The organism is Duganella margarita, assembly GCF_009857535.1.
Classification (GTDB): domain Bacteria; phylum Pseudomonadota; class Gammaproteobacteria; order Burkholderiales; family Burkholderiaceae_D; genus Rugamonas; species Rugamonas margarita.
The window spans coordinates 81,192-95,583 of record NZ_WWCS01000016.1 but is presented as its reverse complement, the minus strand read 5'-3'; the positions used below and the strand labels follow the sequence as shown (position 1 = coordinate 95,583).

17 protein-coding genes are annotated in these 14,392 nt (G+C 64.0%); 13 read left to right on the top strand and 4 right to left on the bottom strand.

Features of this window, described 5'->3' with window-relative positions:
* Positions 1-51 precede the first annotated feature (51 nt).
* From pilV to GTP55_RS21710, 8 genes are all read left to right on the top strand, one after another.
* A complete protein-coding gene (gene pilV, locus GTP55_RS21745) occupies positions 52-594 on the top strand; it encodes a type IV pilus modification protein PilV (protein ID WP_371868393.1) in 543 nt (180 codons plus the stop codon).
* The gene (locus GTP55_RS21740; RefSeq protein WP_161046925.1) at positions 591-1,466 is read left to right on the top strand and encodes a PilW family protein; all 876 of its coding nucleotides are present in this window, start codon (positions 591-593) and stop codon (positions 1,464-1,466) included. Before pilV ends, GTP55_RS21740 begins: the two co-directional genes overlap by 4 nt.
* A gap of 24 nt (positions 1,467-1,490) precedes the next feature.
* Positions 1,491-2,054 (top strand): pilus assembly PilX family protein, encoded by a 564-nt coding sequence (locus tag GTP55_RS21735; RefSeq protein ID WP_371868399.1) that lies wholly within the window; start codon positions 1,491-1,493, stop codon positions 2,052-2,054.
* A gap of 119 nt (positions 2,055-2,173) precedes the next feature.
* The gene (locus GTP55_RS21730; protein ID WP_161046923.1) at positions 2,174-4,165 is read left to right on the top strand and encodes a pilus assembly protein; all 1,992 of its coding nucleotides are present in this window, start codon (positions 2,174-2,176) and stop codon (positions 4,163-4,165) included.
* Positions 4,162-4,608 (top strand): type IV pilin protein, encoded by a 447-nt coding sequence (locus GTP55_RS21725; RefSeq protein WP_161046922.1) that lies wholly within the window; start codon positions 4,162-4,164, stop codon positions 4,606-4,608. Before GTP55_RS21730 ends, GTP55_RS21725 begins: the two co-directional genes overlap by 4 nt.
* Entirely contained in the window at positions 4,605-5,141 is a 537-nt protein-coding gene (locus GTP55_RS21720) for a GspH/FimT family pseudopilin (RefSeq protein ID WP_229258095.1), read from the top strand. The genes GTP55_RS21725 and GTP55_RS21720 overlap by 4 nt, the downstream gene beginning before the upstream one ends.
* Before the next feature lie 71 nt (positions 5,142-5,212).
* Complete coding sequence (gene ribD, locus GTP55_RS21715) at positions 5,213-6,280, top strand: bifunctional diaminohydroxyphosphoribosylaminopyrimidine deaminase/5-amino-6-(5-phosphoribosylamino)uracil reductase RibD (protein WP_202423821.1); 1,068 nt, start codon at positions 5,213-5,215, stop codon at positions 6,278-6,280.
* A gap of 8 nt (positions 6,281-6,288) precedes the next feature.
* Positions 6,289-6,924, top strand: a complete 636-nt coding sequence (locus GTP55_RS21710) for a riboflavin synthase (RefSeq protein ID WP_161046919.1) — start codon at positions 6,289-6,291, stop codon at positions 6,922-6,924.
* Here GTP55_RS21710 and GTP55_RS21705 read toward each other — a convergent pair whose 3' ends face one another.
* Together GTP55_RS21705 and GTP55_RS21700 are read right to left on the bottom strand one after the other, a co-directional pair.
* On the bottom strand, positions 6,925-8,418 hold the full coding sequence (locus tag GTP55_RS21705; RefSeq protein ID WP_229258094.1) for a mannitol dehydrogenase family protein: 1,494 nt from the start codon (positions 8,416-8,418) through the stop codon (positions 6,925-6,927).
* Positions 8,415-8,672 (bottom strand): SemiSWEET transporter, encoded by a 258-nt coding sequence (locus GTP55_RS21700; RefSeq protein WP_161046917.1) that lies wholly within the window; start codon positions 8,670-8,672, stop codon positions 8,415-8,417. Before GTP55_RS21700 ends, GTP55_RS21705 begins: the two co-directional genes overlap by 4 nt.
* Before the next feature lie 136 nt (positions 8,673-8,808).
* On the opposite strand from GTP55_RS21700, the gene GTP55_RS21695 reads away from it, so the two are divergent.
* Positions 8,809-9,918: an ROK family transcriptional regulator gene (locus GTP55_RS21695; protein WP_229258093.1), complete on the top strand. Its 1,110-nt coding sequence runs from the start codon at positions 8,809-8,811 to the stop codon at positions 9,916-9,918.
* Here the strand turns inward: GTP55_RS21695 and GTP55_RS21690 are convergent.
* A complete protein-coding gene (locus tag GTP55_RS21690; protein WP_161046915.1) occupies positions 9,893-10,303 on the bottom strand; it encodes a c-type cytochrome in 411 nt (136 codons plus the stop codon). The genes GTP55_RS21695 and GTP55_RS21690 overlap by 26 nt on opposite strands.
* Positions 10,304-10,512: 209 nt before the next feature.
* Between GTP55_RS21690 and ribBA the strand changes: the two genes are divergently transcribed.
* From ribBA to GTP55_RS29920, 4 genes are all read left to right on the top strand, one after another.
* The gene (gene ribBA, locus GTP55_RS21685; protein ID WP_110849840.1) at positions 10,513-11,622 is read left to right on the top strand and encodes a bifunctional 3,4-dihydroxy-2-butanone-4-phosphate synthase/GTP cyclohydrolase II; all 1,110 of its coding nucleotides are present in this window, start codon (positions 10,513-10,515) and stop codon (positions 11,620-11,622) included.
* A 24-nt stretch (positions 11,623-11,646) separates the two neighbouring features.
* A complete protein-coding gene (gene ribH, locus GTP55_RS21680; RefSeq protein ID WP_161046914.1) occupies positions 11,647-12,135 on the top strand; it encodes a 6,7-dimethyl-8-ribityllumazine synthase in 489 nt (162 codons plus the stop codon).
* 27 nt (positions 12,136-12,162) lie between these two features.
* Positions 12,163-12,633 (top strand): transcription antitermination factor NusB, encoded by a 471-nt coding sequence (gene nusB, locus GTP55_RS21675; RefSeq protein WP_110849838.1) that lies wholly within the window; start codon positions 12,163-12,165, stop codon positions 12,631-12,633.
* Between the two features lie 398 nt (positions 12,634-13,031).
* The gene (locus GTP55_RS29920; RefSeq protein ID WP_161046913.1) at positions 13,032-13,430 is read left to right on the top strand and encodes a hypothetical protein; all 399 of its coding nucleotides are present in this window, start codon (positions 13,032-13,034) and stop codon (positions 13,428-13,430) included.
* A 53-nt stretch (positions 13,431-13,483) separates the two neighbouring features.
* Here the strand turns inward: GTP55_RS29920 and GTP55_RS21665 are convergent, their stop codons facing one another.
* Complete coding sequence (locus GTP55_RS21665) at positions 13,484-14,377, bottom strand: transglycosylase SLT domain-containing protein (RefSeq protein WP_161046912.1); 894 nt, start codon at positions 14,375-14,377, stop codon at positions 13,484-13,486.
* Between the last annotated feature and the right edge of the window lie 15 nt (positions 14,378-14,392).

Genomic DNA, 14,392 nt, shown 5'->3' with positions numbered 1-14,392 from the left:
ATTAGCACTGCTACCTTCTGACATAGTCTTTGCGACTTGCGGAGGTGTGCCGTGCGCGCCCGTGGCTTTACGCTGCTGGAAATCCTGATCGCCATGCTGGTGCTTGCCCTGGGCATTCTCGGCGGCGTGGCGTTGCAGCTGGCCGCCTTGCGGGCGCGGCAGCAATCGGTGCTGCTGTCGCAGGCGACACAGATGGCCACTTCGCTGGCCGAACGCATGCGCGCCAATCCATCGCAGCGCGATACTTATCTCACTCTTGATTACGATGCTGTTGTCGAGCCGGCGCCTGGCGCGCCTGCCGCACTTTGTTACGCCGGCGCCGGCGCTTGCTCGGCGGACCAGCTGGCGCTCGCCGACCTGTATGAAGCCAAGTCGCAATTGCGGTCGCATCTGCCCGCCGGCCGCATCGTCATCTGCCGTGATGCAGGCTTGTGGAGCGGAGGCAAGCTGCACTGGTCATGCACAGGCGACGGTGCAGCGCCCGCGGTGGTGAAAGTCGGCTGGCGCGGCAAGCGTCCAGACGGCGCGCAGGACAAGACCGCCGCCGGCGAGTATGTGCCCAGTGTGGCGCTGGTGGTGGGAGCGTCACCATGAAGCCGGCATCTTTTGGCGGCTGGGGCGTGGTCGAATTCCTGATCGCGGTTGCGCTGGGCTTGCTGGTGACCTTGCTGGCTAGCGGGATGCTGGTAGCGGCCGGCAGCAATTACCGCCATCACAGCGACACCATGTGGCTCAACGACGGCGGCCGCTACGCGCTGCAGGTGATGGCGCAGGCGATACGGCAGGGCGCTTATATCAACTGGGAGCGCGACGGGGTGCCGCCGGAACTTGATCCGGCAATGCCTGCCTCGGTAGACGGCCTGGATGCCGCCACCATTGCGCGCAACAGCGAAGGCATCAGCGCGCCGCTTCCACCGGTGGTGGCTGGCAGCGATGTGCTGGCATTGCGCTTCAGCGGTTCCGGCGATGGCGCGAGCGGTGACGGTTCCAGTGTCAACTGCGGCGGCTTCGGCGTGGCCGGCGACACGCGCGGCTGGAGCATTTTCTATGTCGGCGCGGATGCCGATGGCGAACCGGAGTTGCGCTGCAAATACCGCAGCGCGTCCGGCTGGGGTGCGGATGCGGTAGTGCGCGGCGTCGATTCTTTCCAGGTGCTGTATGGCGTCGATACCGATATGCCGATGGATGGCGTGCCTAATGTCTACCTGAATGCAACAGCGGTGGCTGCCGCTGCGCATTGGAAACGCGTTTGCACCATCAAGCTGGCTTTGCTGCTGCATGGCGAAGGCAATACGCGGCTGGATACAGTGAGCGCGACCTTTGATCTGTTTGGCGCGGCATATGCCGATGCACATCCGGGCGACATCGGCGCGCGCGTGTTGGAGGCGGATTTGCCGCCGGCGCAGCGCTTGCGGCCGCGTGGCATCTTCAGCGCGACGGTGGCGTTGCGCAATCGGGATGGCTGAATCATGCGCAGGCAGCGGGGGATTGTGTTGTTGGTCAGCCTGGTGCTGCTGATGATGGTGCTGCTGCTGGGCGTCTCGGCGGCGCAGTTGTGTCTGCAAGGCGAGAAGGCGGCGCGCGCGGAGCGCGATCGGGATGTGGCGTTTCTGACGGCGGAGGATGCCTTGGCAGATGCGGAGCGGGATATTCAGGATAGCAACGATCCTTCGCGGCGCGCGGCGTTTGAGGGCGGGGATGCGTTTGGCGCGACGTGCGGCGCGGGTGGCGTGGGCTTGCGGTTGCGCGCGGCGCCTGGGGAAAAGCCGGTTTGGCAGGTGGTGGATCTGTCCGGTGCTACGGACGATGGCGCGTGCACGGTGACGCATGGCGCCTACACGGCAGCGGCTTTGCCGACCGGCGAAGGCTTTTTGCCCTTCAAGAAGCCGCGCTATTTGATTGAGCGGATGGAGTGCCACCAGCCCGGTGATGACGCGTCGGCAGGAGCCGAGCCGCAGTACTGCTACCGCGTCACCGCCATCGGCTTTGGCGCCAAGCCGGGGACAGATGTGGTGTTGCAAAGCGTATTCAGCAAGCCAGAGGAGAAGCCATGAGCAAGATGACGCGCATGCGGCAAGGTGGGCAGGACCGGCGATGCACCAGCAACCCAGATGGCTCAGGGGAGGCAGGCGGCCCGCAATTGTCACAGGCGACCGCCTGGCGTCGGTGCTGGATGGTCCTGCTGCTCGTCCTGTCGAAATGCGTCGGCGCGCCAGCGCACGCCGCACCGGCGGTGGATATCGACAGCCAACCGCTGGCGGCTTCATGTAAGCCAGGCAAGGTGGTGGCCGGCACGGCGAGCGGGCCGATGCTGCTGCGGCCTTCGTCCCCGTCTGCGTCAACATCGACATCGTCCTCGCCGCCCAGCGCGGGTGACCTGTATCAGTCCACGATGGACATCGCCGACTGGAGCGGCCATTTCTCGCGCTACGTTTTGCCGGCTGGCGCGGCGGGCAGCGGCGGGGCGTCTGTGCTGGCTTGGGACGCTGGCGCCATTCTCACTGGCAGCACCGGTAAGCCGCCAACACCCGCGCCAGAGCAGCGCAACATCTACACCGCCATCATTCAACCCAACGGCGCGCTGACCATGACGCCCTTCACCTGGCAGACGCTGTCCGCCGAGCAGCAAGCCGCGCTCAACCAGGCCGACAACGCCGGCGAACAACGGCTCAACTACCTGCGCGGCGACCGCGCGCTGGAAGGCAAACCGTTCCGCCAACGCACCAGCATCCTTGGCGACGCCGTCCATAGCACCGCCGTCTACGTCGGCGCCATCGATCACCGCGAAGCAGTCTATCTGGGCGCCAACGACGGCATGCTGCATGCGTTTGACGCCATCACCGGCATCGAACTCTTCGCCTACGTGCCGGATGCACTGATCGCCCAACTGCATCACCTGACCAAGCCCGGCTACGTCCACCGCGCCTACGTAGACGGCCCGGCCAGCGCCGGCCAGGCCGGCATCAACGGCCAGCAAAAAAACATACTCATCTCCGCCATGGGCGGCGGCGCACGCGGGCTGTTCGCGTTGGACGTTACCGATCCGGCCAACTTCGCCGCCGGCCTTGGCGTACTGTGGGAATTCACGGATCGGGACGACGTACTGATGGGCAACGTCATCACCATGCCGCAGATCGCACAGGTGCGAGTCCAAGCCGGCGGCTTGCGATACTTCGCCATCGTCGCCAGCGGCATCAATAACGACGGTGATGGCGCCTTGTTCCTGTTGGCCCTCGATAAACCACGCAACCAAGGCTGGAAGCTCAACAGCAACTACTACCGCATCACCACGCTGGACAGCGCACTCAGCGCGCCGGTGCTGCTGAGAGACAGCGACGGCGCCTTGCTGTACGCCTACGCCGGCGACCAGCAAGGCAACCTGTGGCGATTCGATTTCAGCGGCAAGGCGCCGTGGCCCGACGCCATCGGCAAACCGCTGTTCGTGGCGCGTGACGCCCAAGGCCAGCGCCAGCCGATCACCGAGCAGCCATTGCTGGCCTACGCCAAAGTGCGCGGCTATGTAGTCCTGTTTGGCACCGGACGGCTGATAGAAAAAGCCGACCGCAGCGCCTCGCCGGTCACCCAGTCGTACTACGGCATCATCGATAGTCTGCAGACGCCGCAGGAAGTGATCACCAGCCGCAAGCAACTGACGCCGCGTTTCCTCGACGGTAGTGGCGCGCTGCTGACCATCAGCGGCGCCCCCATGGATGCGCAGAGCAAAGGCTGGTATGTCGACTTTGTGCAGACCAACGAGCGCAGCACCAACGCCGGGGTGCTGACCGACGGCGCCGTCCTGTTCAACACCGTGTTGCCCGGCGCTGATCTGTGCGCGGCCACCCGCAGTCGTAGCTACGCGCTCAGCGCAGTGACCGGGCTGCCGGACGATGGCCGCTTCACCGCTCTCCTGCCAAACAACGATGCGATTGTCGGCCTGATGCTGCCCGAGTACACGCCGCTGCCGCTACTGCTGCCGCAATCGGCAACGGCGGGACCGCGCGATGCGACGGGACGCATTCTGCAAACAAAAAACGCAGCGCTGGTGCAGGCCGGCGGCGCAGGGCAGATCACGCCCACCGGCAGCATCAAGGCCACGCGCCGCACCGGCCGACTCAGCTGGCGTGAGATCAGCAATTGGCACGAACTGCACGAGGCCGCAAAATGAAACCCGCCGGCTTCAGCCTGATCGAATTGCTGGTGGTGCTGGTGATCCTGGCCGTGCTGGCGGCGCAGGCCATGCCGGCGTATCAGCAGCACATCATTCGCACCAAGCGCGGCGAAGCGCAATCGGCGTTGCTGAAACTGATGATGCAGCAAGAGCGCTTCCACTCCCAGAACAACACCTACATTGCCTTCTCGGCCAGCAGCACCGAGCCGGAGGCACGGCTTTTCCAGTGGTGGAGCGGCGCCAATCCGCAGAACAGCGCCTACGAAATCGAAGGCAAGGCCTGCGACGGCGAGACCATCCGGGAATGCGTGCAAATCGTCGCCACCCCCGGCACCCGGGCAGTCGATGTGCACTTTCACGATGACGACTGCCAGACGCTGATGTTGACCAGCAATGGCCTGCGTCTCGCCAGCGGCCCGGCTTCCGGATGCTGGCTATGAAACATGCCGGTCTCACGCTGATCGAGCTGCTGATCGTGCTGGTCATCGCCAGCGTGCTGCTCGGTGCGGCGGCGCCATCGTTTCAGCAGTCGCTGCAACGCCTGCGCCTGCAAGCAGCCGTCAATGATTTGCTGGCCGCCATTGACCTGACGCGCACGCAAGCGCTGGCACGCGGCGGCAAGGTGCTGATGGCGCCGCTGCAGCAGGAGTGGCAAAGCGGCTGGGTCGTGTTCCTCGACCAAAACGGCAATCGCCGCCCAGACCCGGAGGAAAAAATCATCTACCGCCACGACCCGCTGCGCACCGATATCGTCATCACTTCCAAATTCACCTCCGGCAATATCCCGGCCTATCTGGCCTACAACGGCACAGGCCGCACTTGCGCCGCTGGCAACAGCATGGCCGCCCGCTGGGGCACGCTGTCGGTGACGCAGGGCGACCAGGCGCGCCACATCAAGATCAACATGCTCGGCCGCGTGCGCGTCTGCGATCCGGCTACCGCCTCCGCCAACTGCACCGGAGCCGACGATTGAACTAGCCTTTATAATGGCGCGATACCCAACTCGGCAGGAGCAATGTGAACATCCGTAACGATCTTGAAGGCATGACGCTGGCGCTGGAATGGGCCGCCAAGGGCCTGTACAGCACCGCGCCGAATCCGCACATCGGTTGCGTGATCGTGCGCGACGGGGTCGTGATCGGCGCCGGCGTCACGCAACGGGCCGGCAGCGACCATGCCGAAATCCAGGCGCTGAAGGATGCGCAGGCGCGCGGTCATGACGTGCGCGGCGCTACCGCCTACGTCACGCTGGAGCCGTGCAACCACCACGGCCGCACGCCGCCCTGTTCGGACGCGCTGGTGCGCGCCGGCCTTGGCCGCGTGGTGGCGGCGATGGAAGATCCGAATCCGCTGGTGGCCGGGCAGGGCTTGGCCAAGCTGGCCGCCAATGGCATCGACACCAGCGTCGGCCTGCTGGCCGATCAGGCGTATGAACTGAATATCGGCTTTTTCTCGCGCATGACGCGCGGCCTGCCGTGGGTGCGCATGAAAACCGCTGCCAGCCTGGACGGCATGACGGCGCTGCACAACGGCGTCAGCCAATGGATTACCGGCCCGGAGGCGCGTGCCGACGGCCACCACTGGCGCGCCCGTGCCGATGCCATCCTGACCGGCATTGGCACCGTCAAGGCCGATAATCCGCAACTCAACGTGCGCGCGGTCGAGACGCCACGCCAGCCGCGCCGCATTGTGGTCGACAGCAGGCTTGATATTGACCTTTCCGCCAAGATATTAGAGGGGGGCGGGACGTGGATCGTTGCCGCCGTTCGCCATCCCGAGAAGGAAGCGGCGCTGGCCGCCGCCGGTCACGAAGTGATTGTGCTGCCCAACGCCAGCGGCAAGGTCGATCTGCCGGAGCTGATGCGCGAACTGGGCCGCCGCCAGATCAACGAATTGCATGTGGAGGCCGGCGGCAAGCTGAACGGTTCGCTGATCCGCGAAGGCTGCGTCGATGAGCTGCTGGTGTATCTGGCCCCGGCGCTGATCGGTGACGCGCAAGGCATGTTCGCCTTGCCGGCGTTGACCGACCTGGCCCACAAGAAGATGTTGAAATTTCACGAGGTTAAGCAGATCGGCGAAGATTTGCGTATCCTTGCCCGCTTCACTCATTAGGAAAAACTATGTTTACTGGTATCGTCGCCGCAGTCGGCAAAATTGAATCGGTCAAACCGCTGGAAGGCGGCTCTTTCGCAGGCGTGCGCCTGGACATCAACGCCGGCGGCCTGCCGCTTGCCGACGTCGGCCTGGGCGACTCGATCGCCATCAACGGCGCCTGCATGACGGTGGTGGAGAAGGACGCCACCAATTTCCGCGTCGACGTTTCGCGCGAAAGCCTGAACAAGACCGTCGGTCTCGATACGACCACCGAAGTGAACCTGGAAAAAGCCCTGACGCTGAACGAGCGCCTGGGCGGCCACCTTGTATCCGGCCACGTGGACGGCCTGGGCGTGGTGCGCAAGTTCGAGCCGGTGGGCGAATCGTGGGAACTGGTGATCGAATCGCCGCACGAACTGGCCAAGTTCCTGGCCTACAAAGGCTCGATCGTGGTCAACGGCGTGTCGCTGACCGTCAACCGCGTGACCGACATCGGCACCGGCGCCGACCTGGTGTGCCAGTTCTCGATCAACCTGATCCCGCACACCATCGCCGTCACCACGCTGAAGCACCTGAAAGTCGACGCCAAGGTCAATCTGGAAATCGACCTGATCGCGCGCTACGTCGAGCGCATGGTGTCGGTCGGCGCCGCTACCAAGTAACTACTTCATCAGCGATTGCAAGGTCGCGCGCACGCCGCTGCGCGTGACCGCTATCCACAGGCTGTTGTAGGTGGTGACCATGCGGGCGTGCTGCGTCAGCTTCATGCCGCGGAAGCAGCTCAGGTCGAGAATCGCCGACGGCGGGCCGTTGCGCACCAGTGACCAGTCCGCGTTGCTCAGGCGCGGTTCGTTGACGTCGTAGCGGTCGCCGCGCGCATCCAGTCCATTCAAATACAGGCGGAAGCAGGCCAGCAGGAAGGCCACGCGGCGGGAGTTGAAGCCCCGGCTCAGCATGCCTTTGACGGTGGCGGTGTAAAACACCGGAATCTTGGCCGCGCCATCGTGCGCCACGCGCGTCAGCTGGTCGGCAATGGCCGGATTGTTAAAGCGTTCCAGCACGCTGTTTTTGTACTCCTCCAACACCAAACCTTCAGGCTCATCGAGCAGCGGCATGGCGTCGTGTTCCATGAAGTTGTGCAGCAGCTGGCGCAGGTCGTCATCGGCCATGGCTTCCGGCACGGTGCGGTAGCCCAGCAGCAGGCCCGGATACGCCAGCATCATGTGCGAGGCGTTCAGCATGCGGCCTTTGATCGCTTCGTGCTGCGTCACGTCGTCCAGCAGTTCGACGCCGGCGGCGGCCAGGTCGGGGCGGCCGGCGCTGAAGCGGTCTTCGATCACCCATTGCGTGTACGGTTCGGCCAGCGCCGGCATCTGGTCGTTGACGCCGCTGGCGCTGTTCAGCGCATCCGCCTGGCCGGCCGGAACGCCGGGCGCGATGCGGTCCACCATGCTGTTGGGGAAGGTCACTTCGGTGGCGATCCAGTCGGCCAGTTCGGCATCCACCGCTTGCGCGTAGCTCAGCACGGCCAGGCGGGCGGTGTCGCCGTTGTGGCGCAGGTTGTCGCAGGACACCACAGTGTAGCCACCGCTGCCGTTGTCGCGCCGGCGGCGCAGCGATTCGACCAGGTAGGCAAACGCCGAGCGCGGTGCGCCGCCCGCCAGTTCGGCGGCGATGTCGGGCGCGGTCAGGCGGAATTCGCCGGTCGCTTCGTTGAGGTTGTAGCCGCCTTCGGTGATCGTCAGCGTGACGATGCGGATGGCGGGATCGCTCAGGCAGCGCAGTACCGCTTCCGGATCGGCCGGCGCATGCAGGTAGTCGATCATGGCGCCGATCACGCGCGCGTTGGCGCTGCCGTCGGCGCCGGTTTCGGTCACGGTGTACAGGCCGTCCTGCAAGGCGAAGGCGGCGGCTTTGGCTTGCGCCTGCTCGCTGTCGCCCAGGCCGATGCCGACGATGGCCCAGTCTTCATGACCCGGCAGGTGCAGGCACTGGTCGATGTAGGCGGCCTGGTGCACGCGGTGGAAGTTGCCGACGCCGATGTGGGCGATGCCGGCGGTCAGCTTGCTGCGGTCGTAACCGGGCAGGGCCAGTTCAGGGTTGTGCTGTTGTAGCGCGTCCAGCGTGGCGCTGGACAGGGGCGTGGTGTTCATCATCGGAACCGCCATTTCATGATCAGCACCGAGCACGCCAGCACCAGGGTGATGCCGTTGTTGATGGCGATCGGCCAGGCCTGGATGCTGATGCCGTACACCAGCCACAGGAACACGCCGAAGCAGAAAACGCAATACATACCGGTCGAGACGCCTTCCGCCGAGCGGCGGCGCCAGATGAGAATCACCTGCGGCACAAAGGCAAGGGTGGTGCAGGCGGCGGCAATCAAGCCGAGAAGGTTGGAATCAATTTGCATGGTTCTCCTTTCGTATTGAATTAATAAATCAACTTGATTTATTAATTAAACGAGAATTATACTACATAAATAAAATAGCCTCCCATTTCTTGCCATGAACGCAATACAACGCCGGCTCGGGGCCAATGAGCGCCGCATGCTGCACGAGATCCGCCGCCACGGCAGCCTGGCCAAGGCCGAGCTGGCGCGCGTGACCGAGCTGAGCACGCAAACAGCGTCGGTCATCATCAACCGGCTACTGGAAGAGCAACTGGTGCGCAAGCTGGAAGTGCAGCGCGGCAAGGTCGGCCAGCCGTCGCAGCCGATTGCGCTGAATCCGGTGGGGGCGTATGCGATCGGCATCCAGATCGGCCGCCGCACGCTGAAAGTGGTGCTGGTGGATTTGCTCGGCACGGTGCTGGAACGCTGGGAACTGGCCTACGCCAGCCCGGACGTCCGGTTGATATTCCCGGCCATCGAGCAGCAACTGGCGCAGATGCTGGGCACGCTGGGGCCGGAAGCGGCGGCGCGGCTGTGCGGCGTTGGCGTCTCGGCGCCGCGCGATTTTGGCCAGTGGGAAGAGCTGCTGCGCATGCCGGCTGCCGATGCAGCCGAGTGGGGCGGGATGGTCATCGGCCAGCGCGTGCAGGCAATGACGCCGTTGCCGGTCAGCCAGGCCAAGGATACCGCCGCCGCCTGCATGGCCGAACTGCTGGTCGGCCGTGGCCGCAGCCTCGCCAGCTATCTGTACATTTACGTCGATACGCTGGCTGGCGGCAGCCTGGTCATCAATGGCTGGCCGCATGCCGGCGTGCATGGCAATTCCGGCGCGGTCGGGTCGATGCCGATGCAGGCCGCGCGCGACGGCGTGCCGCAGCAGTTGCTCAGCATTGCCTCGCTGGTCACGCTGGAGCAGCGCTACGAAGCGGCCGGTCTGGCGTCGGACGCCATGGCCGATGAGCGCGCCATACAGCAGCCGTGGCTGCCGCTAACGCAAGCCTGGCTGGCCGAAGCGGCCAATGCCATCGCCTACGCCATCTGCAGCGCCGCCTGTTTGATCGATCTGGACGGGGTGGTGGTGGACGGCCGGTGCCACCGCGCCTTGCTGACGTCGTTGCTGGCGCTGGTGGAACAGGAACTGGGTCGCTACAACTGGGCGGGTGCCGCGCGGCCCGCGCTACAGGCCGGCGAGGTGGGTGATGACGCCAAGGTGATCGGCGCGGCCTATTTGTCGCTGCACGCTAGTTTTGCGCCGCTACAGGGCTAGCGGCAGCCGGGGCCGACAGGCTTTTCAGGTAGACAATCAGGGCGGCGCGCTCTTCCTTGCTGCGCACGCGGAAATCCATGTTCTGGCCGGGGAGGAATTTTTCCGGATCGGTCAGCCAGCGGTCGAGCGAGGTTTCATCCCACACCAGGTTGGCCTTGCGTAGCGCGCGCGAGTAGTCGTAGCCCTTGACACTGCCGGCACGGCGGCCGAACACGCCGCGATGGTGCGGGCCGGTGTCGTCAACGTCCAGCGTGTGGCATTCGGTGCAGCGTTTCTGCCAGACGCGCTGGCCTTGGGCGATTTGCCGATTGTCCTGCGCTTGCGCGGTTGCTGCCAACAGGGCCAGGCAGAGGGGTAGAGCGCGGATGAGTATGGTCGTTTTCATAATCTGACTGGCGCTTTTTGGTTGTATCTTGCTTATACGCAAGGCCGCTGCTAATGGATTCACGTCGTTGCCAATAGTCATCTTAGCGGAATTTGATGGGATTTTTACAAGTTCGGTGGATAAAAGCGGGCTTTTGCGGTGGGGCGGGCGTAAATCCTTTAAAATAGCGGGTTAAGAAATACTCATGCACAGTCTTGAAGGAATAAAAAATGTCAATTTCCAGCACCGAAGAAATCGTCGCCGAATTGCGCGCTGGCCGCATGGTGATCCTGGTCGATGAGGAAGACCGGGAAAACGAAGGTGACCTGGTGCTCGCGGCGGACTTCGTCACGCCGGAAGCCATTAATTTCATGGTCAAGTACGCACGCGGCCTGGTGTGCCTGACGCTGACCGAAGAGCGCTGCAACCAGCTGGAACTGTCGATGATGTCGACCAAGAATGGCACCGCGTTCGGCACCAACTTCACCGTCTCGATCGAGGCGGCGGAAGGCGTGACCACCGGCATCTCGGCCGCCGACCGCGCCAAGACCATCCAGGTGGCCGTGGCCAAGGATGCGCAGCCGGCCGACATCGTCCAGCCGGGCCACATCTTCCCGCTGAAGGCGCAAAAGGGCGGCGTGCTGATGCGCGCAGGCCATACCGAAGCCGGTTGCGACCTGACCGCCATGGCCGGCCTGACGCCGGCCTCGGTGATCTGCGAGATCATGAAGGATGACGGCACCATGGCGCGCCTGCCGGACCTGCTGGAATTTGCCAAGGAACACGATCTGAAGATCGGCACCATCGCCGACCTGATCCACTACCGCAGCCGCAATGAATCGCTGGTGGAAAAAGTCGGCGAGCGTCCGCTGAAGACCGCGCAAGGCGAGTTCCGCATGATCGCCTACCGCGACAAACCGAGCGGCTCGGCCCACCTGGCGCTGGTGCATGGCCAGATCGAGAAGGGCAAGGAAACGCTGGTGCGCGTGCACCAGCCGGTGTCGATCCTGGACGTGCTGGAATCGGAGGCCACCACCCACTCGTGGAACCTGCCGGCCTCGCTGGCGGCGGTAAAGGCGGCCGACAGCGGCGTGATCGTGCTGCTCAACTGCGAGGAAACCGCCGAGCAGTTCTTCGCCCAGTTCGACGCGCTGGACAAGCCGGAAGCCCGGCCGAAAGGCCGCGCGGCCAGCATGGACCTGCGCAGCTATGGCATCGGCGCGCAGATCCTGCGCGAAGTCGGCGTCTGCAAGATGCAGTTGCTGGCCAGCCCGCGCAAGATGCCGTCGATGACCGGCTTCAATCTGGAAGTGACTGGCTATGTCGCCAAACCCGAATAATCAACCAACATACAAGAGGCCATCATGACCGTAGGAAGTTACGAAACCAACCTGAACGGCGAAGACCTGCGCATTGGCGTGGTACAAGCCCGTTTTAACGAAGACATCTGCCATGGCCTGCTGTCGGCCTGCCTGGCTGAGCTCAAGCACCTGGGCGTGGCGGACGAGGACGTGCTGCACGTGACCGTGCCGGGCGCGCTGGAAGTGCCGCTGGTGCTGCAGAAGATGGCCGAGTCGCAGCAGTTCGACGCGCTGATCGCGCTGGGCGCCATCATCCGGGGCGAAACCTACCACTTCGAGCTGGTGTCCAACGAATCGGGCGCAGGCATCACCCGTATCGGCTTAGACTACGGCATCCCGATCGCCAACGCGATCCTGACCACCGAGAACGACGAGCAAGCCGAAGTGCGCATGGCCGTCAAAGGCGCCGACGCGGCGCGTGTCGCGGTCGAGATGGCCAACCTGACCATCGCCCTGGAAGAGCTGAACCAGGATCACGGCGACGACGAATAAATAGCACCAATATACGAAGGTAAGAATATGACTGAGAACACTACGCACGCTAACCCCAGCAAGAACCGCACGCCGCGTCACCGCGCGCGCGAGTTCGCGCTGCAAGGCTTGTACCAGTGGCTGCTGAACAATGAGTCGGCCTCGACGGTGGTCAACCACATCCGCGGCGCCCACGGTTTCGACAAGGCCGACGCCGAGCATTTCACCGTGCTGCTGAACGGCGCCATCGGTTCGTCGGTCGAGCTGCGCGCGACCTTTGCACCGCTGGTGGACCGTGGCATCAATGAGCTGTCGCCGATTGAACATGCGGTGCTGCTGATTGGCGCTTACGAGCTGAAGAACAACCTGGAAATTCCTTACCGCGTCGTCATTAACGAAGCGGTGGAACTGACCAAGTCGTTCGGCGGTATCGACGGCCACAAGTACGTCAACGGCGTGCTGGACAAGCTGGCGCCGCGCCTGCGTCCGGACGAAGTCGCTGCCGACAAGAAGCGCTAAGCTTCCCCGGTATCGTTAAAAGCCACTCACGGTAGCGTGTAGTGGCTTTTTTTATTTGCGGGTTGACCGTGCAGGCGCGTGCCACACAGAATTGATTTTTAGGTAATTCTGGAGTTGTCATCGAACCGCATCCCCCTGGCTGGAAACGGCGTGGCTGGCTGGCGCTGATCGCCGGCGCGCACGTGCTGGCGTTTTTGTGCTGGCAGACGCCCCCGCGGCCACTGGCGGCGCCCGTCGGGCCGCATGAGGCCATCACTTATATATTAGCGCCCATCAAGCCGCCTCCGCAGCGCCAGCCGTTGCCGACGGTGGAGCGGCCGCCGCGCGTGGCGGCCCAGGCGGGCAGGGCAGCGCCGCCGGCGCCTTCCGTTCGGGCTCAGCCGATTACGGCGCCGCCGGTGGCGGAACCCGAACCCGCGCCGCCGCAAGCCATCACGCAAACCACGCCGCCTGCCGACCCGTTCGCGCTGCCGGTCAAGCCGGAGCTGGATCTCAAGCAGCGCGCCATTGCCGGCGCTGCGGCGGCCGACAAGGCGGTACTGAAGGAGTCCTTCACCCAGCGCGACCGCAAGCTGGTCAACGATGAAACCGCGCTAGCGGCCGCCATGGGCAAAGCCTATCGTGGCGGAGCGATGCGTCAGGTGGAAATGATTGCCGCCGATGGCAGCCGGATCACCAAATTCATTTTGCCGGGCGGCGGGGAGGTCTGCTACAAGGCGGCATCCAACAACTTCAGCGGTGGGCGTGACCCGTTTCGGGATAGCGGGCGTATAGTTGTCAGCAACTGTCCGCGCTGAGGACGAAAAAAAAGCCACTCGACCAGAGTGGCTTTTGGTTGTGCGCGGTGCGCTTACAGACCAGCGATCTGCGTGTCGTTGACCGATTTGTCGGCAACAGCGACCGGCGCGGCTGGTTTGGTCGCCGAAGCAGTCATCACCGGATTGGTGGTTGGCACCTTCTTACCCGCCGAAACCTGCTTCAGACGGTTGTACTCGGCCATGACCTTGCTGCCGTAACCATCATCGGTTTCGAACGCAGCGGCGCCGACGTAGCTCTTCAGACCAGCTTCCACCGAACCGCCACGGGTCACGTAATCCTTCAGGATCAGCGCGCCGACGCGGATGTTGGCGACCGGATTGAGCGCGGCTTGCAGGCCGCCCATGTCCTGGAACTTCTCATGGTGCACTTTCGACATCACTTGCATCAGGCCTTGCGCGCCGACCGGGCTTTCCGCGAACGGATTGAGGCCGGATTCGATCGACATCACCGCCAGGATCAGCAGCGGATCGAGTTTGATCTCGCGGGCCGTCAGGTAGGCGGTCGACACCAGCATGTTGGCGGCGTCACCGGCAACGCGGTAACGCTTGGACAGCCAGGTGGTGACCCATTGTTGCTGCTTCTGCGTGCCCAGCAGGGCTTTTTCTTCGGCCGTCAGCGGTGCGGCGGCGCTAGCCGGCGCGGACGCTGCTGGCGCCTCCATCAGGGCCGTCAGCGGCGGTGCGGTGACGGCGACAGCTTCAACGTCCGGCGAATGGTTCAGGCTATTGCTCAAGGCCTTGGCCAGATCCGGACGGACAAACAGTACTGCCATGACTACCAAAGCGGTAACGCCTACGACGGTCAACGTGTGTTGGGCGGTGGTCAGCACACCCTTTGCCGAAATGCGCGTCGTGGAGATCCACGCGGCTGGCTGGCGAGCCATCAGACGGGCAAACGAAATTGCGCCGGTATTGCTATTAATCATATAGTTCCCCTGAAA

What these genes read in the sequence shown, in the direction of transcription:
- ribH (WP_161046914.1), top strand. Translation starts at nt 11,647, where the DNA reads ATGACCGTAGGAAGTTACGAAACCAACCTGAACGGCGAAGACCTGCGC.
- GTP55_RS21725 (WP_161046922.1), top strand. Translation starts at nt 4,162, where the DNA reads ATGAAACCCGCCGGCTTCAGCCTGATCGAATTGCTGGTGGTGCTGGTG.
- GTP55_RS21730 (WP_161046923.1), top strand. Translation starts at nt 2,174, where the DNA reads ATGGTCCTGCTGCTCGTCCTGTCGAAATGCGTCGGCGCGCCAGCGCAC.
- GTP55_RS21695 (WP_229258093.1), top strand. Translation starts at nt 8,809, where the DNA reads ATGCTGCACGAGATCCGCCGCCACGGCAGCCTGGCCAAGGCCGAGCTG.
- GTP55_RS21740 (WP_161046925.1), top strand. Translation starts at nt 591, where the DNA reads ATGAAGCCGGCATCTTTTGGCGGCTGGGGCGTGGTCGAATTCCTGATC.
- GTP55_RS21710 (WP_161046919.1), top strand. Translation starts at nt 6,289, where the DNA reads ATGTTTACTGGTATCGTCGCCGCAGTCGGCAAAATTGAATCGGTCAAA.
- GTP55_RS21665 (WP_161046912.1), bottom strand. Translation starts at nt 14,377, where the DNA reads ATGATTAATAGCAATACCGGCGCAATTTCGTTTGCCCGTCTGATGGCT.
- GTP55_RS21690 (WP_161046915.1), bottom strand. Translation starts at nt 10,303, where the DNA reads ATGAAAACGACCATACTCATCCGCGCTCTACCCCTCTGCCTGGCCCTG.
- ribBA (WP_110849840.1), top strand. Translation starts at nt 10,513, where the DNA reads ATGTCAATTTCCAGCACCGAAGAAATCGTCGCCGAATTGCGCGCTGGC.
- GTP55_RS21700 (WP_161046917.1), bottom strand. Translation starts at nt 8,672, where the DNA reads ATGCAAATTGATTCCAACCTTCTCGGCTTGATTGCCGCCGCCTGCACC.
- GTP55_RS21705 (WP_229258094.1), bottom strand. Translation starts at nt 8,418, where the DNA reads ATGATGAACACCACGCCCCTGTCCAGCGCCACGCTGGACGCGCTACAA.
- nusB (WP_110849838.1), top strand. Translation starts at nt 12,163, where the DNA reads ATGACTGAGAACACTACGCACGCTAACCCCAGCAAGAACCGCACGCCG.
- ribD (WP_202423821.1), top strand. Translation starts at nt 5,213, where the DNA reads ATGACGCTGGCGCTGGAATGGGCCGCCAAGGGCCTGTACAGCACCGCG.
- GTP55_RS21720 (WP_229258095.1), top strand. Translation starts at nt 4,605, where the DNA reads ATGAAACATGCCGGTCTCACGCTGATCGAGCTGCTGATCGTGCTGGTC.